This is a genomic window from Kosakonia cowanii JCM 10956 = DSM 18146, from assembly GCF_001975225.1.
Lineage (GTDB): Bacteria > Pseudomonadota > Gammaproteobacteria > Enterobacterales > Enterobacteriaceae > Kosakonia > Kosakonia cowanii.
The window spans coordinates 1,630,358-1,653,279 of record NZ_CP019445.1; the positions used below are offsets into that span (position 1 = coordinate 1,630,358).

Sequence of the window (22,922 nt, forward strand, 5' to 3'; positions counted from 1 at the left end):
CTCTAGCACAGTGTGATATTTATATATTCCGAAAATAGAGTGCAGTTAGCGCACATTAAAATGCAGCGCCCCCTCCAGCTCCTCTTCCGCTTCATCAAACAGCAGGATCAGCGCCCCGAAACGGCGGCGCTTCTTCTCCGGCAGATGGATAAAAGCAATCTCCAACGGCAGCGGTAACGCTTCCCCCATTACCGCATCCCACAGCGAATCGAGATCGTGCACCTTCTCCTCTTCAAGGGCGAACTGGCGACAAAAATCGCGATAGAAGGCGCGCTGATCGGCGATCTCTTTGAAATCGAAGGTGTAGGTTTTCATGCTCTCCATCATCTGCCGTTCCACTGTTTATAAACCGCCTAAATGTAGCGTTTTCACTTCCATAAACTCGTCTAATCCCAGCACGGAGCCTTCGCGGCCTAAACCCGACTCCTTCACGCCGCCAAAAGGCGCGACTTCGGTCGATACCGCACACTCGTTCACGCCAATCATGCCGCTCTCCAGCGCCTGCGAAACGCGGAACACCCGTTGCAGGTTTTGCGTATAGAAGTAGGCTGCCAGCCCAAACGGCGTGGCGTTGGCGCGTTTGATCACCTCCTCTTCGCTGGTGAAGCGGAAGCAGGCGCCAAGCGGGCCGAAGGTCTCTTCCTGCGCCAGTTTCATGCCATCGCTACAGTCACCGAGCACCGTCGGCTGCCAGAAGTTACCGCCCAGCGCGTGCGGTTCGCCGCCGGTCAGCACTTTCGCGTCTTTCGCTACCGCATCTTCAACATGCTCACGCACCTTATCGACAGCGGACGACTCAATCAGCGGGCCAACGACTACCCCCTCCTCCATGCCATTACCCACTTTCAGCGCCTTAACCGCCTCGCTCAGCTTGCGGGTAAACTCGTCATAGACACCCTCCTGGATATAGAAGCGGTTAACGCTGACGCACACCTGGCCTGCGTTGCGGAACTTGTTCGCCACCGCGCCCTGCACTGCGGCATCAATATCCGCATCATCAAAGACGATATAGGGCGCGTTTCCGCCCAGCTCCATTGAGACCTTTTTCATCGTCTCGGCAGCGTTACGCACCAGCGTTTTGCCCACCGCCGTTGAGCCGGTGAAGGAGATTTTGCGCACCTCCGGGCTTGCCATAATGGCATCGCTGATCTCAGAGGTTGTGCCAGCGACCGCATTCAGCACGCCATCCGGGACACCCGCTTTTTTCGCCAGCGTTAACAGCGCAAAGGCGCTCAGCGGCGTATTGTTGGCGGGCTTGATCACCCCGGTACAGCCTGCGGCTAATGCCGGGCCGAGCTTGCGCGTCAGCATCGCCATCGGGAAGTTCCACGGCGTAATTGCCGCCACCACGCCGATAGGTTCCCGGGTCGCCAGAATGCGCGATCCCGGCTTAACCGGCGGAATGATCTCGCCGTTGGCGCGTTTTGCCTGCTCGGCAAACCACTGAATAAAGCTGGCGGCGTATTCGACTTCGCCCTCCGCCTCCTTCAACGGCTTACCCTGCTCGCTGGTCATCAAACGCCCCAGCCAGCTTTTGTTCTCGATAATCAGTTCATACCAGCGATAGAGAATGGTTGAGCGCTCTTTGGCGGTTTTTGCCCGCCAGGCGGGAAAGGCGCGCGCCGCGGCGGCTATCGCCTCTTCGGTCTCTTTTTTCCCCGCTTTCGCCACGCGCGCGATCACCTCGCCGCTGGCCGGGTTCAGAACCTCAAAGGTGGTCTCCAGGGTTTTCCAGACGCCATCGACCAGATAACCGGTCTGAAAAAGCGCACTCTCCTGCAATGCCTGCGTGCTCATGAGTTCTCCTGATCTGCGGTGTGTTGATTCTCCTGTGAAGTATAGTCATAAAAAAACCGACGCTTAGGGCGTCGGCTTTGTCATTAATTGCTGGTTAGCGCGTGTTGATACTTATGTAGCATGCCGGTTAACCGCTCGACCGGCTCCGTCACCTGCGGCGAGGCATTCCACTCACGCAGTTTCTGCTGATACACCGCCAGCTCTTCAAGCAACTGGGTAAAGTAGCGACGCCGTTTGGTATCGGATCCGGCGGCGATCACCTCAGAGGCGGTGCGGCGCAACTGCCGGTGGAACGCCGAGAGATCGTCATTGATCGGCACCGGCGCATCGCGTAGCCGCTGGTGGGCAATGATCAGCGTTAACGCCAGGCGGAACTTCGCCACATCGCCGGGAAACTTATTCAGCAGCAGAAAGAGCTGTTGATAGAGCGCCGGGAGGTGGTTCTCTTTACGCCGGGCGGTGTTGGTGGTCATTGCCGAGACCGCCGCCGAGACAAACTGGTTAAGCAGCACGCGTCCGGTGCGTGCCTGCGAGTTATCGCGCACCAGCAGGATCACCGTTATCGCCAGCACCACGCCCACTAATTGCCCCAAGGCACTATCGAGGAAGAAGCTGAACTTGAAGGTCATCGGGTTATCCAGCACCAGAATATTGATGGTGCCTGCCAGCGTCGCCATCGATCCCAGCCGCCGTTTCTGCACTTCGATGCCAATAAAAAAGGCCAGCACCGCAAGGCTGATACAGAGCAGCAGCATGCTTTGCTGGGTGGCGGGCAGAATAACCAGGAAGTAGAGCGCGCCTATCGGTAGCGCCCACAGCATGCCGTAGACGAAATCTTTCGCCACCATAATCGGATTGGGCAGCCGCATCGCCAGCGAGGTGACAACGGCAATCATCACCATCGCCCCGCTGCCGGAGGTCCAGCCGGTCCACAGCCAGAAGAGCGTGCCGAGGGCGCAGGAGAGCGTGGTGCGCCAGAAGTTAATCATTGCGTGGTGGCGCTCGGCGGATTCCGCTTTCACCACCGCTTCGCCCCGCAGCACCTCCTCTTCGATGGCGCTGATTTTGGTATTGCCAATCACGCCGCGCTTAAGCAGCAGGTAGCGCGTCGCCGCCCCGACCCAGCTGTAGAGCGTCACCGGCGTGTCGCGCTCGCCGGTCCAGATAATCACCCGCCGCATGCGTTTTAACTGCCGGTGTACGTCCTGCACCGTTTCGACCGGCTCGTCGAACAGCTCGCGAAAGGTATCGGTGATCAGATCCGGGCGCGTGTTCTGAATCAGGTAGGTCTCGCACGCCTGGGTAATCAGCGTCAGCGAGAGGGTGTTGATTACCTTCAGACGGCGGTTTGCCAGCCCCCAGCGCGAGGATTCGATCTTCAGGTTGCTGCGCATACCGTCCAGCCCGGCGGTGCGGCGAACCAGCGCCGCCCAGGCGGCATCGACCTCTTCGCTGTCGCCATGCTTGATACAGAGCTGCATCAACTGATAGTGCGCCACCAGCAGGCTATCGAGCTCGTGATCGATCACCTGCTTCACAGAGCGCGGCGAGAAGAGCAGATCGGCGACAATCGCGCACAAAATCCCCACCACGATCTCACTACAGCGCTCCACGGCGTATTGCGGTGCCAGCAGCGGGTTGGGCTCAATGGTGATAACAATGATCAGCGCCGTGTAGCCCGCCAGCCCCCAGGCGTAGGAGTTCTCAACGCGTATCAGCGAAGAGACCCAGGTACAAAAGCCCGCCCAGATACAGCTCACCAGCAGCATCAGCAGCGGCGTGCGGATCAGCATAATGATGATGGTCAGCCCGGCAATACAGCCGATAAAGGTCCCGGCGATACGCAACATACCCCGGTAGCGGATCGCACCGGAATAAGGCTCACCGCCTGCCGCAAACGCGGGGCCGGCGGCAACAATCGCCGCGGTCAGCACCGCCCAGCGCGGTGTTTCAAGCTGGAAGTGAAAGCCGACAAACAGCGCCAGCACTACCGCGCCAGCAAGCTTGCAGGCAAAGCGCAGATGCTGGCTGGCGATAGAGAACAGCCCCATAGCGATTACCCCAGCTCACGCAGACGGTGGGCGATTTTACGAAACAGCGAATCGTGGCTGGCGTCGCGATCGGTTTTACCGGTAACCACGACGGTTGCGGTGGTGCCCGCCGGCCACAGGTTGCCCTGCTGTTTGTCCAGACGAATGCGCACCGGTACGCGCTGCGCCAGGCGAACCCATTCGAGGTTGGAGTCGACGGTCGCCATCCCTTTGCTGTCATTGGTGCTGCTGGAGTTAGTCACCCCGGCGGCGACGCTGTCGACGGTGCCTTTCAGCACCTGATTGCTGCCTAACGGCGTGATCTCAGCGCGATAACCGGCGCGCACGCCCTCAAGCTTGGTCTCTTCCATATAGGCCAGCACATAGAAACTGTTCTGTTTCACCAGCGCCACGGCGGTGGAGCCGCGAGTAATGAACTCACCGGCATAAACGTTGAGGTTGGTGACCCAGCCATCGGCCGGAGCACGAATAGTGGTGCGCTCCAGATCGAGCTTCGCCAGATCGCGCGTCGCCTGCGCTTTCGCTAACTGATGCAGTTCGGTTTGCAGGGTGTTATTCGCCTGATCAATCTCTTCGCGCGACATTGCCTGAATGCCTAACTGGTTACGACGACCGGCTTCGCGTCGCTTCTCATTGACCAGCGCCTGGTAATAGGCGACATCGGCTTCATCCTGCTCGAGCGCTTTTTGGTAGCGCGGCTGGTCGATGGTGAAGAGCACCTGGCCCTGTTTGACCAACTGGTTATCGTGAACATCAACGCTGGTAACCAGCCCGGTGACATCCGGGGCGATGGCTACCACATCGGCGGTGAAGCGCGCATCACGCGTCCAGGGTGATTCGGTGTAGTAAACCCAGGCGCGGAAAATGGCGATAAACGCCAGGATAACAAGCGCCACGGTGATCGCGGTACGGGTGATATTTCTTGTTAGTGTTTTCACTTCTACCTCAAACAAATAAACGCGACAGCAGGTAAAACAGGCAGCAATAGAGCGCGGTGTTAAACAACGCAGGATGCCAGACAAAATCGTAGATCCCGGTCGGGATCAGCATCCGACGCACCAGCCAGAAAATCGCCAGCGACAAAATCAGCTCGAAAAAAATCGGTGGGAACGACAAACCGAACACCACGATGACGGGAAACAGACTCATGTTGACCTTGGTTTTTTTACGCTTGCAGGTGATAAATCGTTCGTACGCCACCGCAGGAAAGGGCAAGGAGAGCCAGGCGAGAGTGACGTGAATATTATGGATAGATAGTATATTAGCGTAACTGTTATGCTGTTATCTATATTATGTGATCTAAATCACTTTTAAGTCAGAGTGAATAATGGAACGTTTAAAACGCATGTCGGTGTTCGCCAAAGTGGTGGAACTGGGCTCCTTTACCGCCGCTGCACGTCAGTTGCAAATGAGCGTTTCGTCCATCAGCCAGACCGTGGCGAAGCTGGAAGATGAATTGCAGGTGAAGCTGCTGAACCGCAGCACGCGCAGCATTGGGCTGACCGAAGCAGGAAAGATCTACTATCAGGGCTGTCGCAGGATGCTCCATGAGGTGCAGGATGTGCACGAGCAGCTCTACGCCTTTAACAATACGCCCATCGGCACGCTGCGCATCGGTAGCTCTTCAACCATGGCGCAAAATGTGCTGGCAAAAATGACCGCCGAGATGCTGAAAGAGCATCCGGGGCTGTCAGTTAATCTGGTGACGGGCATCCCCGCGCCGGATCTTATCGCCGACGGGCTGGACGTGGTGATCCGCGTGGGCGCGTTGCAGGATTCCAGCCTCTTCTCCCGCCGCCTCGGCACCATGCCGATGGTGGTCTGCGCGGCCAAAAACTATCTCGCCCACTACGGCACGCCGGAAAAGCCGGCCGATATGGTGAACCACTCGTGGCTGGAGTACAGCGTGCGCCCGGATAACGAGTTTGAGCTGGTGGCCCCGGAAGGGATCGCCACGCGCCTGATCCCGCAGGGGCGGTTTGTCACCAACGATCCGATGACCTTAACCCGCTGGCTAACCGCTGGCGCAGGGATCGCCTACGTGCCGCTGATGTGGGTGATCGATGAGATCAACAGCGGTCAGCTTGAGATCCTGCTCCCGCGCTACCAGTCTGATCCGCGCCCGGTTTACGCGCTCTACACACAGAAAGATAAGCTGCCGCTGAAAGTGCAGGTCTGTATCAACTATTTGACGGATTACTTTATTGAGGTAGCGAAGGTCTACCAGAGCATGCAGGGGCGCAGGGTGTGAAAGCATTCACCCTCTTTGCGCGAAAGAGGGTGAACGGTAAGGATTAAGCCGTGCCGCCGACAGTCAGATTGTCGACCTTCAGCGTCGGTTGACCCACGCCAACCGGCAGGCTCTGCCCCTCTTTGCCGCAGACGCCAACGCCGTTATCAAGCTTCAGATCGTTGCCGACCATGGAGATCTGCTGCATCGCTTCGATGCCAGAGCCAATCAGGGTCGCGCCTTTAACCGCTTTGGTCACTTTGCCTTTTTCAATCAGGTAAGCCTCAGAGGTGGAGAAGACGAACTTGCCGGAGGTAATGTCTACCTGGCCGCCGCCGAAGTTCGGCGCATAGATGCCGTACTCCACGGATTCGATAATCTCTTGCGGCGTCGATTTGCCCGCCAGCATATAGGTGTTGGTCATACGCGGCATCGGCAGATGGGCATAAGACTCACGACGGCCGTTACCGGTCGGTTTCACGCCCATCAGGCGCGCGTTCATCTTGTCCTGCATATAGCCTTTCAGCACGCCGTTTTCGATCAGCGTATTGTACTGGCCCGGCGTCCCTTCATCGTCAATGGCAACTGAACCACGGCGATCGGCGATGGTGCCATCATCGACCACGGTGCAAAGCTCGGAGGCAACCAATTGCCCCATCTGGCCGCTGAATACGGAAGTGCCGCGACGGTTGAAGTCTCCTTCGAGGCCGTGACCGACCGCTTCGTGCAGCAGCACGCCCGGCCAGCCTGCGCCCAGCACCACCGGCAGCGTGCCCGCAGGCGCAGCGACGGCAGAGAGATTGACCAGCGCCATACGCACCGCTTCGTGCGCCCAGGCGTCGGCACGAACTTCACCATCCACCTCTTGCAGGAACCACTCGTAACCGAAACGACCGCCGCCACCGCTGGCACCGCGCTCGCGTTTACCGTCATCTTCAACCTGTACGCTGACAGAGAGACGCACCAGCGGGCGCACATCGGCCGCCAGCGTGCCGTCCGTCGCCGCCACCAGAATCAGCTCGTAGACGCCGGTCAGGCTGGCAGTCACTTCCTGCACCCGCTTGTCGGCAGCGCGTGCCGCTTTATCGACGCGACGCAGGATATCGAGCTTCTCTTCGCGGCTCATGCTTTGCAGCGGATCGATGCTGGTATAGAGGCTCTGATGCTCAACCGCGCCGAGAGTTTTGACTTTACCGTCGCCCTCTTCGCGGACGATGGTGCGCGCGGCCTGCGCGCTCTGCTCTAACGCCAGCAGGCTGATCTGGTCTGCGTAAGCAAAACCGGTTTTCTCGCCGCTGATGGCGCGCACGCCCACGCCCTGGTCAATATTGTACGAACCATCTTTGATGATGCGGTCTTCTAAAACCCAGGATTCGTGATAGCTCGACTGGAAATAGAGGTCGCCGTAGTCAAGACGACGCGCGGTCAGTTGACCGAGAATGGCAAACAGATCCTGATGATTCAGGCCATTCGCTGCCAGCAGTTGTTCACTCACCAGATTAAGACTCATCATGTTTTCTCGTCGTTGCCGCCACATCGGGCAATAAAAAAGTGCGATACAAGGAGCTTGAGGCAATTCGCTGATGCCGTCAAATCATTGCTTTTTGTCGGTGCGCGGCTGGCGCATCACTTCGTTGATCTGCGGCTGGTCTACCGGGCCGGTAATGCGGTAGCGCAAAATGGAGACTTTATTCCACAGCGGACCCAGCACTTTGCTGGCCGCGAACACCGCCGCGCCGACGATCGGGTTAACGGCAAACGCCGCCGCCACGCCAACGGTCGCGGAGATTTCCGGTGCCACCACCGCTTCAACATCGAGCTGGCGACGCACCAGATCCACCGAGCCTTTCATCGCAATATCCGCTTCCAGTCCATCGACCAGCGTGTCATCAGTGTGCAGCACGCCATCTTTGATCCACGCCGTGCTGCGAATGGAGTCAAACCAGAAGCCCTCATTACTGAAGGTGTCGCTGAAATCAAAGCGCAGCTTGCGCAGCAGCGAATCGACGCTGAAGAGGCGCAGGATCTGCCCGGCATGCCCGGTGCTGATATCATCGATTTTGCCTTTGCCGAGGCGCGTGCGCAGAATACCGTTGAGCGATGCTTCCTCCGGCTGCCACGGCGCGCTGCGCCAGTGCAGATCGTAATTGACGTTGAACGGCGCGTCGCGCACCGGCGTCGGCACACCGAAAAAGCCCATCGCCGAATCGAGCTTGTCGCCGCGCAGAATGCCCTTAATGGACGTCCGCTCGCCGCCCGCGCGGTTGACCCACTCGCCGTCGGCGGTCAGGCGTGCCACGCCGCTGTCAACCAGCCCATTTGCCAGCGTCAGCGTATCGCCTTTAATGGCGAAATCGCCCTCGATACGGCCATATTTCTGCCCCCACAGCCAGCACTCTTTACAGCGCAGTTGCAGATCGGGCCAGCCGCTGAAATCAATGCGCTGCTTCTCGCTGAAAAGTGTGGTTGGCGAAGTGATATCTTTCGTCTTCGCGGCGCTCGCCGGGTTGTAGTAGAGATAACGAATATCGGCCTGCCACGGCGCGTTTTTATTGATCTTCAGCGTCGCGTTAAGCTCGCGGCCCTGCGCGTCAACAGTGGTGCCGGCAAACTGCGGCTGCGAGACGATGCTCATGTTATTCCACTGCTGCCCGCCGAGCGTCAGGGCGGGCGTACGCAGCGTGATGCGCGAGGGCAGCGAAGCGCTGCTGCTGACATGGCTTGCTGCGCCCTGATTAAACAGCGCCAGCCACTGCGCGCCGTCCAGCGGCGGCAGATTAAGCTCCAGCCCGCTCTGCTCCGGCAGCGGCGGCGTGGTTTTACTCTCCGAGGTCCAGATGCCGCGATCGAGCGCCAGCTTGCTGCCGAGCAGCCAGCGGCTGTTAAAGTGATTATCCGCGCCTGCGTTACCGGTCAGCGCAAAGCTGTGCAGGTTGCCGTCCACTTTCACCTTCACCGGCAGCGCTTGGCCTGCCCGCTTTTCAAGCGGCGGCGGTAAGGTGCTGGCGATATTGCCGAGATCGCCTGCCAGGTTGACCTTATAGCTCGCTTCGCCGCGGTAAGGGAGCGTCACGCCAACATCCCCTTTCCACGTCACGTTCCCGCGCAGCGCATCGTTAAGCTGCTCCGGCAGTACGCCGGTACGTGATGGCTGCCAGTTGCCGTTGAGATTGACCGCCACTTCGTAGGCTTTAGCGCCCTCGGTAGTCGTGAAGTCGACGTTCAGCGGTTGGTTAAACCAGGTGGCGGTCAGCGGCTCACTCTTCAGGTTGCCATTCTCAAAGCTGAATTTGCCGTTGAGGTTTTTCAGCGTACTGCTGATGGGCTTGATAAACAGTGAATTGTTCTTCAGCGCGACCTCGCCTTTGGCCAGCGTCATCTCGCCGTCCAGCGGAATATCGAGATGTAAGCGAGCGCTCACATCACCATCAATTTGCAGCTCATCTAGCGCGCTGCCGAGCGAGTCGTGCAGCGGCGTCTGTTTAAAATAGGGGCCGACCTCTTTGCCCGGCCCATTGATATCGGCATCAATGATCAGCTTCTCTTTGATGTAATCCGGAATCGCAGCGGCCAGGTTGCTGGCGGTCACGCCGCCGAGCATCACTTTGTCGCTCTTCATCCATAAGCCGTCATTGAGGAAGTCGAGGCTAATATCGAGGTTTTGCAGCGCGGGCCAGTCCGGCTGGAAGGCAAAGGTGGCATTGCGCAGGGGCACCAGCACTTCAAACTGCCCTTCATTATGCTTATAGGGGAAGAGGCTCGGGTTACCGGCGAAGACCAGCGTGGCGTTTTCCGTCTGCCCGCCTTTAATCGCACCGCTGAGATAGTCCACCAGCGCTTTGCCCATTAAGTTTTCCGGGAAGTAACGCCACGCCTGCCCGGCGTCGGAGACGTTAATTCCGGCCAGAATGCTGAGCCACGGCGCTTTGCCTTCCGGTTGCAGATAACGGAAATCCCCGCGCGCGTGCAGCCCGGTGGCCTGTACATCAATATTGCGCCCGTCCAGCTGGAAGCCTTGGTCGTTCTTCTGCCAGTTGAGCGTGGCCAGCCCCTTTTCGATCTCCAGCGGCGCGCGAAACACCGTCTCATACGGCATCTTCGCCTGCGAGATATCGGCGGTTAAGCGCCCGTTTTCAACGCTCCCATCAAGCGTGCCGGCGAAGTGCTCCATACCGGGCAGCAGCTTCCATTGATGCCAGCTGAGATCCTGCCAGCGCGCCTGGAAGCGGCTCTTTTCCGGCGTTTTTAATGGAATATCGACCGCCAGCCGCGCAAGCTCGCCCGCCGGTTGCAGAGTGTTCCAGATGTCATACATCGCCGGGGAAATTTTTTGCGCAATCGGCATCAGCCCGTCGAGGCTATTCAATTCAAGGTTGGTGGCACGAACGCGTAGCTCATCGCTCGCCTCTTTCGCTTCCTGCGCCGGGACCCAGGCGAAGCTGAGCGCCCCCTGCGGCCAGGGTTTATCATCAATCGCAATGCGCGTCACCGGCACGTCAAACTGCCAGCCCGCTTTCTGACGGCTGATATGGGTGGTCAGGTTGTCGACGGTCAAGCGATGGGTGGTGTTATTCCCCAGCCAGCTGGCACCGCCTTTTTTCAGCCACACATCGCCGCTTTCAATTTCGCCCTTGTTGAGCGTCATCCACCCTTCGAGGCTAAAGCGGGCGGAGGTCAGCGCGACCTTATCCTGCATCCACTGGCTGAGCCACGGTTTGACATCGATATCATCGGCTTGTAGCCAGACGCGGCCGTTATTCAGCAGGCCGTTATCATCGCGCAGATCCATACGCACCTGCATCACGCCATGCTGTCCGGTGAGGCTGGTGAGGCTTACCTGCCCTTCGGCACGGTGACGATCGTCGCCGTTAAGCCAGGTGAGCTGCGGGATCGCCAGTTCGGCACGTTGACCAGAGGGGGTTAAAAAGCTGACGCGGCTGTCGCGCAGATCGAAGTGATCGAACTGGCGCAAAAAGAGATCGCTGATGCGATCCTTGCCGAGGGTGTTGCCCTCTTCACTGCTCTCAAGGGGGGTATTGCTGTTAACCGCGAGTTGATAAAAGGTGAGATCGCGGAACTGCCAGCGCAGATGGAGCAGGCTCTGCCAGACGTCAAGCGCCAGAGTAACGCGCTTTACCTCAACGCTGCCGCCATCTTTCAGCGTGGCCTGAATATCGCGAACCTCCAGCTCCGGGCCGAAGGTTTGCCAGCGCGCCTGAAACTCGCTGGCCTTAACCGGAAGCCCGGTTTGTGCAGAGATGCGCGCCAGAATTGGCTCACGCCACTCATTAAGGTGGGGTAACACAAGGCGCAGCCCGCTTACCAGCAGCGCCGCGATAACGATCAGCGTCGCGCCTGTAAGCAGTAATATCCCCGGCAGTCGCCTCACGCCTCTCTCCTTGTCAAACCCATCAGACCCGCTTGTTTCGCAGCATGGCCGCGAATTACATCATGACTACGTCAAACTGCTCCTGATTATAGAGCGGCTCGATTTGTACTTTGACCTGCTTACCGACGAAGATCTCCACCTCCGCCAGCGCATGAGACTCTTCGCTCTTCAGTGCTTCCGCCACGGCCGGAGAGGCGTAGACCAGGAAGCGATCGGAGTCGTAGGCGTGATGCACGCGCACGATTTCGCGCATGATTTCATAGCACACCGTTTCGACCGTCTTTACCGTGCCGCGCCCGTGACAGGTCGGACACTCGTTGCACAACACATGTTCAACGCTTTCGCGGGTGCGTTTGCGGGTCATCTCCACCAGGCCAAGCTGGGAGAAACCATTGATGCTGGTTTTCACCCGGTCTTTGCTCAGCGCCTGCTCCAGCGAGTGCAGCACGCGGCGGCGGTGATCCTCATTATTCATATCGATAAAGTCGATGATGATAATGCCGCCGAGATTGCGCAGCCGCAGCTGGCGGGCGATCGCCTGGGTGGCTTCAATGTTGGTATTGAAGATGGTGTCGTCGAGATTGCGATGGCCGACAAACGCGCCGGTGTTGATATCGACGGTGGTCATCGCTTCGGTTTGATCGATAATCAGGTAGCCACCCGATTTCAGCTCAACTTTGCGCTCCAGCGCGCGCTGGATTTCGTTTTCGACATCAAAGAGATCGAAGATTGGCTGGCGGCCGCTGTAGTGCTCAAGCTTGCTGGTCATCTCCGGGATGTACTCCGCGGTAAACTCCAGCAGCGCTTCAAAGGTGAGGCGCGAGTCAACGCGGATGCGATCGAGATGGGCATCCGCAAAATCGCGCAGGACGCGCTGGGCTAACGCCAGCTCGCCATAGAGTTTATAACGCGTCTGCTGGCGCTTTTTGCGCTCCATCACCTTCGTCCAGACGCGCTTCAGGTAGGCCGCGTCAGAGGCGAGATCCTCTTCGCAAACCCCTTCCGCAGCGGTGCGAATGATAAATCCGCCCTGCTCATCGCAGTAGCTCGCCACCACCTTTTTCAGGCGATCGCGCTCGGCTTCGCTCTCAATACGCTGAGAAACGCCAACGTGCGCGGCGCCCGGCATAAAGACCAGGTAACGGGAGGGTAAAGTGATGTCGGTAGTGAGACGCGCGCCTTTGGTGCCTAGGGGATCTTTCACCACCTGCACCATCAGGTCCTGGCCCTGGCGCACCAGCTCGGAGATATCGCGCACGGTAAAGTTCTTCTGCTCTTCACCGGCGACGCATTCGGTGTGCGGCATAATGTCGGAGGCGTGTAGAAACGCCGCCTTTTCCAGACCAATATCTACAAAAGCCGCCTGCATACCCGGTAGCACCCGGCTAACCCGACCTTTGTAGATATTGCCTACTATCCCGCGCCGTGCTTCGCGCTCGATGTGAATTTCCTGCAGAATGCCGCCGTCAATATAGGCAACACGCGTTTCCGATGGTGTAACGTTGACCAGTAATTCAGCCGTCATGATTATCTCTTCCTTCACGCACTGCGTTGAAATTGCTCAGCAATTCAAAGGTTTCCACTAGCGGTAAGCCAACGACAGCGTGATAACTCCCGTTAATTTTCCTGACAAAGCAACCGCCCAGCCCCTGAATACCATACGCACCGGCTTTATCCAGCGGTTCCCCGCTCGCTACATAGTCGGCAATATCCTTTTCTGATAACGCTCTGAAGGTCACTTCGGTTTCTACCAGACACTCCAGCACCTGTTCGCGGTCCGCAATAGCGACGGCGGTCATCACCTGGTGAGTCTGCCCGGAGAGTTGGCGCAGCATAGTGGCAGCATGCGAGGAGTCATGGGGTTTTTCAAGCACTTCCCCATTTAATATGACAATGGTGTCGGCGCCCAGCACCGGCAGATCGCGCGATGCCATCGCCACGCCCGCCTGCGCCTTTTCCCGCGCCAGCCGCGCCACGTACTGCCTGGCGCTCTCGCCGGCCTGCCGCTGCTCCTCAATACCCGGAACAATACGCTCAAACGACACCCCAAGCTGCGTCAGTAATTCCTGACGGCGGGGAGAACCAGAAGCAAGCCAGATAGCTGTCATATCAACCTTTATTGCACCGCAAACTGCTGACGGATCTTACGCATAAGCAGGAAGATCCACGGCCAGAGCACGCCATTGACCAGGCTGCTCCAGAAAATTTCTGGTTTGAACGAGACGTTGATCACCAAAAACTCGGCCCAGAAGACGACCACTTCTGTTGCCAGCGACAATAACATTACCACCAGCGCTTGTTGCCAGAGCGCCAGATTACGGAATAACTGAAATTTCAGTGCGACCAGATAGGCGACGATGCTCAGGGAGAGCGCGCGTACGCCAAGGGTGGATCCGCTAATGAGATCCAGTATGGCACCCATCGCAAAACCCGTACCGACATTTACGCGGTGCGGCAAGGCGAGGATCCAGTAGAGCAGAATCAGCAGCACCCAGTTTGGCCGGTAGACGATGATGTCATCCGGCCAGGGCATGATTTGAAGCAATAGCGCAATGAAAAACGAGAGCCAGATGACCCAGCGCCCCTGGCTACGATAACTTGCCACTACTGCCCTCCCGACGATTGTTGCGGCATCGGCTGGGTTAAGCCGGTCGCCGGCGCAGGCATCGGTGCAGGCGGCCCCATGGTATCCGGAGAAGGCAAGACCTGCGGCATCATCTGCAGCAGACGCTCGTTCGCCACGCGGTGAACATCTTCCGGCGTGCGCGGGTTAGCGCCGTTGCGATCGGAGCCCCAGAGCAGCAGCAGGTAACGTAAACGTTGCAGACCGGCGGTTGGACGCGCCTGAATCACCGTGTACGCCCGCTGGGTATCAAGTTTCACCGAGGAGACCACCGCAACCGGGTAGCCTTCCGGGAAACGCCCGCCGAGACCGGACGTCACCAGCACATCACCCACGCGAATATCGGTATTCGCCGGCAGATGTTCTAACTGCAGATCGTCAGTACAGCCGTTACCGGCGGCAATGACGCGGATATCGTTACGCAGCACCTGGATCGGCAGCGCGTGGGTCGCATCGCAAATCAGCAGCACGCGGCTGGTCATTTTCGCAACCGCAATCACCTGGCCGACAACGCCTTTATCGCTGATCACCGGCTGGCCTTCGTAAACGCCGTTGACGCTGCCTTTATCGATAACCACCTGATCGCTGTAGGGATCGTTAACCGTTGAGATCACCTGGGTGACCATTTTTTGCTCATCCTGACGCAGCGGCGAGCCGAGCAGTTCGCGCAGCCGCGCGTTCTCCTGCTTGTACTGCCCTAACATCAGCAGCTCGCTGTTTTTCAGCAGCAGCTCCTGGCGCAGCGCCCGGTTTTCAAGTTCGAGCTGATCGCGCGAGGCCAGCGTTTGCGACACGCTGTCTAATAATTCGCGGGGACCATTGGAAATAAAATAGAAAGGGCTGACGGCCGTATCCATGTACGTCCGGATCTGGCTGAACGTACCGAGGCGGCTGTCGGCGATGATGACTCCAAGCGCCACCAAAACCGCCAGGAACAGGCGAATCTGCAGTGACGGGCCACGGCTAAAAATTGGCTTCATAGGCTTTGCGTATTCTCAGGCCAGACAGATACGGAGCACGAGGCCCCGTATCTGACGCGGATTACTCTTCGCTGAACAAGTCGCCGCCGTGCATATCGATCATTTCCAGCGCCTTGCCGCCGCCACGCGCTACGCAAGTCAGGGGATCTTCTGCCACTACCACAGGAATACCCGTCTCTTCCATCAGCAGACGGTCGAGGTTGCGCAGCAGCGCGCCGCCGCCGGTCAGAACCATACCGCGCTCGGAGATATCGGATGCCAGCTCCGGCGGGCACTGCTCCAGCGCGACCATGACAGCGCTAACGATGCCGGTCAGCGGCTCCTGCAGGGCTTCAAGGATTTCGTTGGAGTTCAGGGTGAAACCGCGCGGTACACCTTCTGCCAGGTTACGACCGCGCACTTCGATTTCGCGCACTTCATCGCCCGGGTAGGCAGAGCCGATTTCGTGTTTGATACGTTCTGCGGTGGCTTCACCAATCAGCGAGCCGTAGTTGCGGCGCACATAATTAATGATCGCTTCGTCGAAGCGGTCGCCGCCGATGCGGACAGAGGAGGAGTAAACCACGCCGTTTAAGGAGATAACGGCGACTTCGGTGGTACCACCACCGATATCGACGACCATAGAACCGGTCGCTTCGGAAACCGGCAGACCCGCGCCAATCGCGGCGGCCATCGGCTCTTCAATCAGGAAGACTTCACGGGCGCCAGCGCCCTGCGCGGATTCACGGATCGCGCGGCGCTCAACCTGCGTGGCGCCAACCGGCACACAGACCAGTACGCGCGGGCTTGGGCGCATAAAGCTGTTGCTGTGTACCTGTTTGATAAAGTGCTGCAGCATCTTTTCGGTCACGAAGAAGTCCGCGATTACGCCATCTTTCATCGGGCGGATTGCAGCGATATTGCCCGGCGTACGGCCAAGCATCTGCTTCGCTTCATGACCGACTGCGGCCACGCTTTTCGGTGAACCGGCACGATCCTGGCGAATGGCCACTACGGAAGGCTCATTCAGTACGATGCCTTGTCCTTTTACATAAATCAGGGTATTCGCGGTACCCAGGTCAATGGACAGGTCATTGGAAAACATGCCACGAAATTTTTTCAACATACTAAGGGATAATCCTGAAAGCTGGGGCGGAAAGAAAAATCCGCTTACTTTACCAACCACACGCAGCAGCGACAAGGCACAAGAAGTCTCAGCTACGGTGAAAATTAGTGCAGTTTGTTTCCTTTGTTGCAAAACGACATGACTCTGTCCGGAAGCGTAAAAAAACCGTCGTTCCGGCACGTTGCGCCTGCAAGCTGGCAAAGGTCAAACCGGCATTTTTACTGCAACAATCTGGCGGGCAGGCTCGCACGCCCCCCGACCACGGCAGCGCGCGTTATTCTACGTGAAAACGACTCAAACAGCAGTTCAAACCGAGTATCTTTGTGAATATTTTTTCACATTGGTGTCGAGCGGCTGAGACGCCGCGAAGAAATCGCCCTGTCCGCCCGCAACGCCTCGCTCCACCAGCATCTGCCATTCGCCGCGCGTGCGAACGCCGGTCGCAAAGACGCGGGTTCGTGTGCCTTTACACGCTTCAACAAGGCTCTGTACCAGCAGCTGGTTTTCGGTGCGCTTCTCAATGTTCCTGACCAACCCCGGATGCAGCTTCAGTAACTCGACATCCAGAGCTTTGATCCAACTGGTGCTGACCAACGTCAGACCCGCCTGAACCACCGCCACGCGCGCGCCTAATCCATTGATCAATCGCACGACCGACTGCAATCGGCTGATGTGTTGACACACATCGGCCTCTGCAAGTTCAAAAATAATCCGTTTGCGTTGCGATTTTTCGCATTGCATCAAGGTATCGCGCAGCCAGCGCTGGAAACGCGGGCGGATCAGCGACTCGACGGTGACCTCAATGGCGAGGTTCTCCTCCGGCCAGTAGCCGAGGAACGGCATTAAGCGCGTGATCTGCAGCCGGTCGTACTCCTCTGACAGGCCAAATTGCAGCACCATCTGCATATACTCTTCAGCGATCACCTCCTGCTCGCCGTCGAAAATGCGGCACATTAGCTCCCGGTGGTGCACTTGCCCGTCGCGGTTAACCGCCGGTTTCTGGTAGACGCGCGGCCCCCCGCGATTCAGCATCTGCTCAATCAGCGTGCGCCAGCGCACATTGCCGCGCCCCTGCTCCGGTAACGAGTCGTCATAGACTGACCAGCTGTTGGTGCCCTGCAGCACCGCGTTGCGTGCCGCCGCCTCCGCGTGCTCCATCACTTGTCTTGTCGACTGCCCGCCGCGCCAGCTGCAGATGCCGATATGCATAATGTCTTCCCGGGTCAACATCTTGGTCGGCGGTAAACCATCCACCGCTTTCAGGATCTGCCCGGCGATACTCTCCGCTTCTTTTAATGTGCGGTGCGGAAGCAGTACCGCAAAATCACTGCGGTGATAGCGCGCCAGCAGCGCGCCGGGGTAACGCATAATAAAGGTGGAAAGTAAGTTGATGAGGGTAAAGAGATACTCTTCGGCGGCAGAGGCAAGCCCGTCGCTGTCGCGCAGCAGGTCAAAATCGGGCAGGCGGATCATCATCACCACGCCGTGCGAGCCAACTTTTTCCTGATCTTCTAATAGTGTTGCCAGTTGATTATCGAAAAAGAGGCGGTTATTGAGGCCGGTACGCGTGTCCTGCGCCGCGTAAGAGCGGATTAGCGTATCCATGCGGCTGCGCTGATCGCTGGCAAACTGAATATCGGTGAGTAAGACGTCCAGCGCGCTGCTGGTGCGCGACGGCCACTCATAGATGCTGCCGCGCACCTGTGCGCCGCGCTCACCGTTAAGGATGCGCGTCGCCCGCAGTTCCAGCAGCTCCTGGCCGGAGAGTTGGCGTCGCAGCCAGCGCACCGCGAGGAAAATAATGACTATCATAAAACCAATCGCCACTGTCAGCGGCGCGGTGGTCATCATGGAGCGGAAGTAGTTGGCCATCGGATCCTGATAGACCAGCGTAAAGGTCACGCCGGGGATCTTCATCGACGGCATCTCAATCTCGCGCATCGCGTAGTTACTGCCCGCCGGGCGATAATTCCCTTTGCGCGTATGGCTTAAAAGGGTATGGCGGCCCTGCTTGATGGCAATCGAGGTGATATCGACCGGCACCATCATCTCATCAAGCTGCGTTGAGAGGCGCGGAAGCGGCGTGGAGATCAGGCGGGTATCGATAACAGCAGCAACGGCCTGTACGCGGTTGGCGACTTTATCTTGTATGGCGTTATAAAAGCTGAGTGAGCAGCCAATGAGCGTGACGAAAATCGCCAGCCCGGTCAGAAGTGTTACAAAAGCACTAAATTTCGTCGTTAATCGCATCCCTGATTTAACTCCGCGCGTGTAAAGAACAGAACGATATCGCCTGAAGAAGGTCTGTATAGTAAGCACTAACTTTTGAGCTTCGCCGCGACACGCGCGCGCACTGCGGTGAAGCCCGAAAATGGCACACCGTTTCACCCAGCGAGTATAGTCTTCAGAAATTTTTTTCCAATCATCAATAAGCTTAAAGAATGTCTTTAACACGCAATTTTCACTAATTGCTAACTTGCTCTTCTTCGCGTTAACGTAGTTTTCCCTACGCCAGCCGCGACACCCCTCAGAGGATGTAAATGAAGAAAAAATTGACCGAAGCAGATGTCACCGCTGAATCCGTGTTTTTTATGCAGCGCCGCCAGGTATTAAAGATGCTCGGCATCGGTGCAACGGCCGCCACACTCCCTTCAGTGGCGCACGCCGATCTTCTGGACTGGTTTAAAGGCAATGACCGTCCAAAAGCGCCGGCTGGCAAACCGCTGACATTCACCCAGCCTGCCGAATGGCAAAGTAAGCTGCCGTTGACGCCGGAAGAGAAAGTTACCGGCTACAACAACTTTTACGAGTTCGGGCTGGATAAAGCCGATCCTGCTGCCAATGCCGGCAGCATGAAGACCGATCCCTGGACGTTGACCATTGATGGTGAAGTGGCGAAACCGCTGACACTCGATCATGCGGCGCTGACCTCACGCTTTCCGCTGGAAGAGCGTATTTATCGCATGCGCTGCGTCGAAGCCTGGTCGATGGTGGTGCCGTGGATTGGTTTTCCGCTGCATAAACTGCTGGCGCTGGTAGAGCCGACCAGCAAAGCGAAGTATGTCGCTTTTGAAACACGTTATGCGCCCGATGAGATGCCGGGCCAGAAGGATCGCTTTATTGGCGGCGGGCTGGCCTACCCTTATGTAGAAGGGTTGCGTATAGATGAAGCGATGCATCCGCTCACGCTGCTCACCGTTGGGGTCTATGGCAAAGCGCTGCCGCCGCAGAACGGAGCGCCGATTCGCCTCACCGTGCCGTGGAAATATGGCTTTAAAGGCATTAAGTCTATCGTCAGTATCAAGCTCACCAGCCAGCGTCCGCCGACGACGTGGAACCTCTCCGCACCGAATGAGTATGGTTTTTATGCCAATGTGAACCCGCATGTCGATCACCCGCGTTGGTCGCAGGCGACGGAACGTTTTATCGGTTCGGGCGGCGCGCTGGACGTGAAGCGCCAGCCGACGCTGCTGTTTAATGGCTACGGTGAAGAGGTCGCTTCCCTCTATCGCGGTCTCGATTTGCGGGAGAACTTCTAAGTGCGGTTAACGGCAAAACAGATTACCTGGCTGAAAGTTGCGCTACATCTTGCCGGTTTCCTGCCGCTGCTCTGGCTCTTTTGGGCTGCGAACCAGGGCTATTTCAGCGCCGATCCGGCAAAAGATATTCAACATTTCACCGGCCGAATGGCGCTGAAGTTTCTGCTCGCCAGCCTGCTTATCACCCCGCTGGCGCGCTACGGTAAGCAGCCACTGCTGATCCGTACGCGTCGGCTGCTTGGGCTGTGGTGCTTTGCATGGGCCAGCTTACATCTGGTGAGCTATACGTTGCTGGAGCTGGGCATTAATAACCTGGCTTTGCTCGGACAAGAGCTTGTCACCCGTCCTTATTTAACCCTTGGCGCAATTAGTTGGCTGATCTTACTGGCGCTGGCTGCGACATCGACGCAGTGGGCGCAGCGTAAACTGGGCAGACGCTGGCAAACTCTGCACAACTTCGTCTATCTGGTAGCGATCCTCGCACCTGTTCACTACCTCTGGTCGGTGAAGATTCTCTCCCCACAGCCGATTATCTACGCGGCTGCCGCGCTGGTATTGTTAGCGTTGCGTTACAAAAAATTCCGCCAATGGTGGCGTTAGCCACCGTTTTTGCGCGGTTCCCCGCAGAAAAAGCGCCTTTCGCGACGCGTTCCCGCAACATGAATTAGAATCTTCTCAGATAAGACCAGTATTTAGCTGCCAAAAGCAACGAAATGGTTATAATGTGCGACTTTGGTTCGCTTATCGGACTTTTTTAAGCTCCGAAAAGGTGACAAGCGCGAATCGAAGGTATATTTTGTTTTTTGCCGAAGAATCGCAGGAGATAGCAGCATAATGGCTGATAAGTTCCATGTATTGGTTTTGAACGGACCGAACCTGAATATGCTCGGTACGCGAGAGCCGGAGAAGTACGGCACGCTGACGCTCGAGGAGATTGTTAATTCTTTGAGAACGGAAAGCGCGGCACTTAACGTGGAACTGGCACATTTTCAGTCTAACGCGGAGTACGCAATCATCGACCGTATTCATCAGGCTAAAGACGTAACTGACTTCATCCTGATTAATCCGGCCGCGTTTACGCACACCAGTGTTGCTATCCGTGATGCGTTGCTGGCGGTGAATATCCCGTTTATCGAGATCCACCTCAGCAATGTACATGCGCGGGAGCCGTTCCGCCACCACTCCTATCTCTCGGATATTGCCGTTGGCGTTATCTGCGGGCTTGGTGCGGACGGTTATTCATACGCTTTACAGACGGCGGTAAAACGCCTGTCACAATCACACTAAACAAGAGTACGGAACCCACTCATGGATATTCGTAAGATTAAAAAACTGATCGAGCTGGTTGAAGAATCAGGCATCTCCGAACTGGAAATTTCCGAAGGCGAAGAGTCTGTGCGCATCAGCCGCAGTGCACCTGCCGCAAGTTTCCCGATGATGCAGCAGGCTTATGCCGCGCCGATGATGCAACAACAGCCTGCCCTGGCGAATGCTGTCGCGACGACAGCCGCAGTAGAAGCACCGGCAGCCGCAGCAGAAATCAGTGGTCACATCGTACGTTCCCCGATGGTCGGAACCTTCTATCGCACCCCGAGCCCGGATGCGAAAGCCTTTATCGAAATCGGCCAGAAAGTTAACGTGGGCGACACCCTCTGCATCGTTGAAGCGATGAAAATGATGAACCAGATCGAAGCCGATAAATCAGGCGTGGTGAAAGCCATTCTGGTCGAGAGTGGCCAACCGGTTGAATTTGACGAGCCGCTGGTCGTCATCGAGTAACGAGGCGCACATGCTGGATAAAATTGTTATCGCCAACCGCGGCGAGATCGCACTGCGAATCCTTCGTGCCTGTAAAGAGCTGGGCATTAAGACCGTCGCTGTGCACTCCACGGCGGATCGCGATTTAAAACACGTATTACTGGCGGACGAAACGGTCTGTATCGGTCCGGCACCGTCCGTTAAAAGTTACCTGAATATCCCGGCGATCATCTCTGCGGCCGAAATCACTGGCGCAGTGGCGATTCACCCGGGTTATGGCTTCCTCTCTGAGAACGCCAACTTCGCTGAGCAGGTTGAGCGCTCCGGCTTTATCTTTATCGGCCCGAAAGCCGACACCATTCGCCTGATGGGCGATAAAGTGTCCGCGATCAACGCGATGAAGAAAGCGGGCGTACCTTGCGTACCGGGTTCTGACGGCCCGCTGGGCGACGACGTTGACGCTAACCGTGCCCATGCAAAACGCATCGGCTACCCGGTTATCATCAAAGCCTCCGGCGGTGGCGGCGGTCGCGGCATGCGCGTTGTGCGCAAAGACGCCGACCTGGCGCAGTCCATTGCCATGACGCGCGCGGAAGCAAAAGCAGCGTTCAACAACGACATGGTCTACATGGAGAAGTACCTGGAAAATCCTCGCCACGTCGAGATCCAGGTGCTGGCGGATGGTCAGGGTAACGCGATCTATCTGGCCGAGCGTGACTGCTCCATGCAGCGCCGCCACCAGAAAGTGGTTGAAGAGGCACCGGCTCCGGGCATCACGCCGGAACTGCGCCGCTACATCGGTGAGCGTTGTGCGAAAGCCTGTGTTGATATCGGCTATCGCGGCGCGGGTACCTTCGAGTTCCTGTTTGAGAACGGCGAGTTCTACTTTATTGAGATGAACACCCGTATTCAGGTAGAGCACCCGGTAACCGAAATGATCACCGGCGTTGACCTGATCAAAGAGCAGCTGCGTATCGCTGCCGGTCAGCCGCTCTCCATCACTCAGGAAGAGGTGGTGATCAAAGGTCATGCGGTCGAATGCCGTATTAACGCCGAAGATCCCAACACCTTCCTGCCGAGCCCGGGCAAAATCACGCGCTTCCATGCGCCAGGTGGTTTTGGCGTGCGCTGGGAATCGCATATCTACGCCGGTTATACCGTACCGCCGTATTACGATTCCATGATTGGCAAGCTGATCTGCTACGGCGAGAGCCGTGATGTGGCGATTGCACGCATGAAGAATGCGCTGCAGGAGCTGATCATCGACGGGATTAAAACCAACGTTGATCTGCAGATGCGCATTATGTCCGACGAGAACTTCCAGCACGGTGGAACCAATATCCACTACCTGGAGAAGAAACTCGGTCTGCAGGAAAAATAATCGCGATTACGCGCAAAAGGCCGGTTCTTCCGGCCTTTTTTCTTTTTCTCTCCCCTCATCTTTTCCTTA

At 57.4% G+C, this 22,922-nt stretch carries 19 protein-coding genes; 6 read left to right on the plus strand and 13 right to left on the minus strand.

From position 1 onward, the window contains the following. Positions 1–45 precede the first annotated feature (45 nt). The 5 genes from BWI95_RS07545 to aaeX form a co-directional block, all read right to left on the minus strand. Complete coding sequence (locus BWI95_RS07545; RefSeq protein ID WP_054803020.1) at positions 46–315, minus strand: barstar family protein; 270 nt, start codon at positions 313–315, stop codon at positions 46–48. A gap of 27 nt (positions 316–342) precedes the next feature. Further along, positions 343–1,797, minus strand: coding sequence for an NAD-dependent succinate-semialdehyde dehydrogenase (locus tag BWI95_RS07550; RefSeq protein WP_076769260.1), 1,455 nt, complete (start codon positions 1,795–1,797; stop codon positions 343–345). 83 nt (positions 1,798–1,880) lie between these two features. After that, a complete protein-coding gene (gene aaeB / locus BWI95_RS07555; RefSeq protein ID WP_076769261.1) occupies positions 1,881–3,848 on the minus strand; it encodes a p-hydroxybenzoic acid efflux pump subunit AaeB in 1,968 nt (655 codons plus the stop codon). A 5-nt stretch (positions 3,849–3,853) separates the two neighbouring features. Next, a complete protein-coding gene (gene aaeA / locus BWI95_RS07560; RefSeq protein WP_076770292.1) occupies positions 3,854–4,786 on the minus strand; it encodes a p-hydroxybenzoic acid efflux pump subunit AaeA in 933 nt (310 codons plus the stop codon). Positions 4,787–4,793: 7 nt separating this feature from the next. Continuing rightward, complete coding sequence (aaeX, locus tag BWI95_RS07565; protein WP_023480966.1) at positions 4,794–4,997, minus strand: p-hydroxybenzoic acid efflux pump operon protein AaeX; 204 nt, start codon at positions 4,995–4,997, stop codon at positions 4,794–4,796. Positions 4,998–5,175: 178 nt separating this feature from the next. On the opposite strand from aaeX, the gene aaeR reads away from it, so the two are divergent. Beyond that, positions 5,176–6,099 carry an HTH-type transcriptional activator AaeR gene (aaeR, locus tag BWI95_RS07570; protein ID WP_076769262.1) on the plus strand — a complete coding sequence of 308 codons (924 nt, stop codon included), beginning with the start codon at positions 5,176–5,178 and terminating at the stop codon, positions 6,097–6,099. A 43-nt stretch (positions 6,100–6,142) separates the two neighbouring features. Here the strand turns inward: aaeR and tldD are convergent, their stop codons facing one another. The 8 genes from tldD to csrD form a co-directional block, all read right to left on the minus strand. Continuing rightward, complete coding sequence (gene tldD / locus BWI95_RS07575; RefSeq protein WP_054802959.1) at positions 6,143–7,588, minus strand: metalloprotease TldD; 1,446 nt, start codon at positions 7,586–7,588, stop codon at positions 6,143–6,145. Between the two features lie 84 nt (positions 7,589–7,672). Next, complete coding sequence (gene yhdP, locus BWI95_RS07580) at positions 7,673–11,467, minus strand: AsmA2 domain-containing protein YhdP (RefSeq protein ID WP_076769263.1); 3,795 nt, start codon at positions 11,465–11,467, stop codon at positions 7,673–7,675. A gap of 55 nt (positions 11,468–11,522) precedes the next feature. Next, positions 11,523–12,992 carry a ribonuclease G gene (rng, locus tag BWI95_RS07585; RefSeq protein ID WP_076769264.1) on the minus strand — a complete coding sequence of 490 codons (1,470 nt, stop codon included), beginning with the start codon at positions 12,990–12,992 and terminating at the stop codon, positions 11,523–11,525. Next, on the minus strand, positions 12,982–13,575 hold the full coding sequence (locus tag BWI95_RS07590) for a Maf family protein (protein ID WP_054802958.1): 594 nt from the start codon (positions 13,573–13,575) through the stop codon (positions 12,982–12,984). The genes rng and BWI95_RS07590 overlap by 11 nt, the downstream gene beginning before the upstream one ends. An 8-nt stretch (positions 13,576–13,583) precedes the next feature. Further along, positions 13,584–14,072 carry a rod shape-determining protein MreD gene (gene mreD, locus BWI95_RS07595; RefSeq protein WP_023480801.1) on the minus strand — a complete coding sequence of 163 codons (489 nt, stop codon included), beginning with the start codon at positions 14,070–14,072 and terminating at the stop codon, positions 13,584–13,586. Continuing rightward, positions 14,072–15,070, minus strand: a complete 999-nt coding sequence (gene mreC, locus BWI95_RS07600; RefSeq protein WP_023480946.1) for a rod shape-determining protein MreC — start codon at positions 15,068–15,070, stop codon at positions 14,072–14,074. The genes mreD and mreC overlap by 1 nt, the downstream gene beginning before the upstream one ends. A gap of 61 nt (positions 15,071–15,131) precedes the next feature. Beyond that, positions 15,132–16,175: a rod shape-determining protein MreB gene (gene mreB, locus BWI95_RS07605; RefSeq protein ID WP_006818047.1), complete on the minus strand. Its 1,044-nt coding sequence runs from the start codon at positions 16,173–16,175 to the stop codon at positions 15,132–15,134. A 306-nt stretch (positions 16,176–16,481) separates the two neighbouring features. Further along, on the minus strand, positions 16,482–18,425 hold the full coding sequence (csrD, locus tag BWI95_RS07610) for an RNase E specificity factor CsrD (RefSeq protein ID WP_076769265.1): 1,944 nt from the start codon (positions 18,423–18,425) through the stop codon (positions 16,482–16,484). Between the two features lie 290 nt (positions 18,426–18,715). Between csrD and msrP the strand changes: the two genes are divergently transcribed. The 5 genes from msrP to accC all read left to right on the plus strand — a co-directional run bounded on the left by msrP (position 18,716) and on the right by accC (position 22,853). Beyond that, positions 18,716–19,714, plus strand: coding sequence for a protein-methionine-sulfoxide reductase catalytic subunit MsrP (gene msrP, locus BWI95_RS07615; RefSeq protein WP_076769266.1), 999 nt, complete (start codon positions 18,716–18,718; stop codon positions 19,712–19,714). Further along, complete coding sequence (gene msrQ, locus BWI95_RS07620) at positions 19,715–20,314, plus strand: protein-methionine-sulfoxide reductase heme-binding subunit MsrQ (protein WP_076769267.1); 600 nt, start codon at positions 19,715–19,717, stop codon at positions 20,312–20,314. 234 nt (positions 20,315–20,548) lie between these two features. Continuing rightward, the gene (aroQ, locus tag BWI95_RS07625) at positions 20,549–21,001 is read left to right on the plus strand and encodes a type II 3-dehydroquinate dehydratase (protein WP_054802956.1); all 453 of its coding nucleotides are present in this window, start codon (positions 20,549–20,551) and stop codon (positions 20,999–21,001) included. 21 nt (positions 21,002–21,022) lie between these two features. Next, positions 21,023–21,493, plus strand: a complete 471-nt coding sequence (gene accB / locus BWI95_RS07630) for an acetyl-CoA carboxylase biotin carboxyl carrier protein (RefSeq protein WP_023480963.1) — start codon at positions 21,023–21,025, stop codon at positions 21,491–21,493. 10 nt (positions 21,494–21,503) lie between these two features. Further along, positions 21,504–22,853 (plus strand): acetyl-CoA carboxylase biotin carboxylase subunit, encoded by a 1,350-nt coding sequence (gene accC, locus BWI95_RS07635; protein ID WP_023480919.1) that lies wholly within the window; start codon positions 21,504–21,506, stop codon positions 22,851–22,853. Positions 22,854–22,922 lie beyond the last annotated feature (69 nt).

Bases quoted from the DNA above. Each gene is read 5' to 3' on its own strand.
- BWI95_RS07590 (WP_054802958.1), bottom strand. From the start codon at position 13,575: ATGACAGCTATCTGGCTTGCTTCTGGTTCTCCCCGCCGTCAGGAATTA.
- aaeR (WP_076769262.1), top strand. From the start codon at position 5,176: ATGGAACGTTTAAAACGCATGTCGGTGTTCGCCAAAGTGGTGGAACTG.
- csrD (WP_076769265.1), bottom strand. From the start codon at position 18,425: ATGCGATTAACGACGAAATTTAGTGCTTTTGTAACACTTCTGACCGGG.
- aaeB (WP_076769261.1), bottom strand. From the start codon at position 3,848: ATGGGGCTGTTCTCTATCGCCAGCCAGCATCTGCGCTTTGCCTGCAAG.
- tldD (WP_054802959.1), bottom strand. From the start codon at position 7,588: ATGAGTCTTAATCTGGTGAGTGAACAACTGCTGGCAGCGAATGGCCTG.
- mreB (WP_006818047.1), bottom strand. From the start codon at position 16,175: ATGTTGAAAAAATTTCGTGGCATGTTTTCCAATGACCTGTCCATTGAC.
- msrP (WP_076769266.1), top strand. From the start codon at position 18,716: ATGAAGAAAAAATTGACCGAAGCAGATGTCACCGCTGAATCCGTGTTT.
- accC (WP_023480919.1), top strand. From the start codon at position 21,504: ATGCTGGATAAAATTGTTATCGCCAACCGCGGCGAGATCGCACTGCGA.
- BWI95_RS07550 (WP_076769260.1), bottom strand. From the start codon at position 1,797: ATGAGCACGCAGGCATTGCAGGAGAGTGCGCTTTTTCAGACCGGTTAT.
- BWI95_RS07545 (WP_054803020.1), bottom strand. From the start codon at position 315: ATGAAAACCTACACCTTCGATTTCAAAGAGATCGCCGATCAGCGCGCC.
- aaeX (WP_023480966.1), bottom strand. From the start codon at position 4,997: ATGAGTCTGTTTCCCGTCATCGTGGTGTTCGGTTTGTCGTTCCCACCG.
- rng (WP_076769264.1), bottom strand. From the start codon at position 12,992: ATGACGGCTGAATTACTGGTCAACGTTACACCATCGGAAACGCGTGTT.
- aroQ (WP_054802956.1), top strand. From the start codon at position 20,549: ATGGCTGATAAGTTCCATGTATTGGTTTTGAACGGACCGAACCTGAAT.
- mreC (WP_023480946.1), bottom strand. From the start codon at position 15,070: ATGAAGCCAATTTTTAGCCGTGGCCCGTCACTGCAGATTCGCCTGTTC.
- accB (WP_023480963.1), top strand. From the start codon at position 21,023: ATGGATATTCGTAAGATTAAAAAACTGATCGAGCTGGTTGAAGAATCA.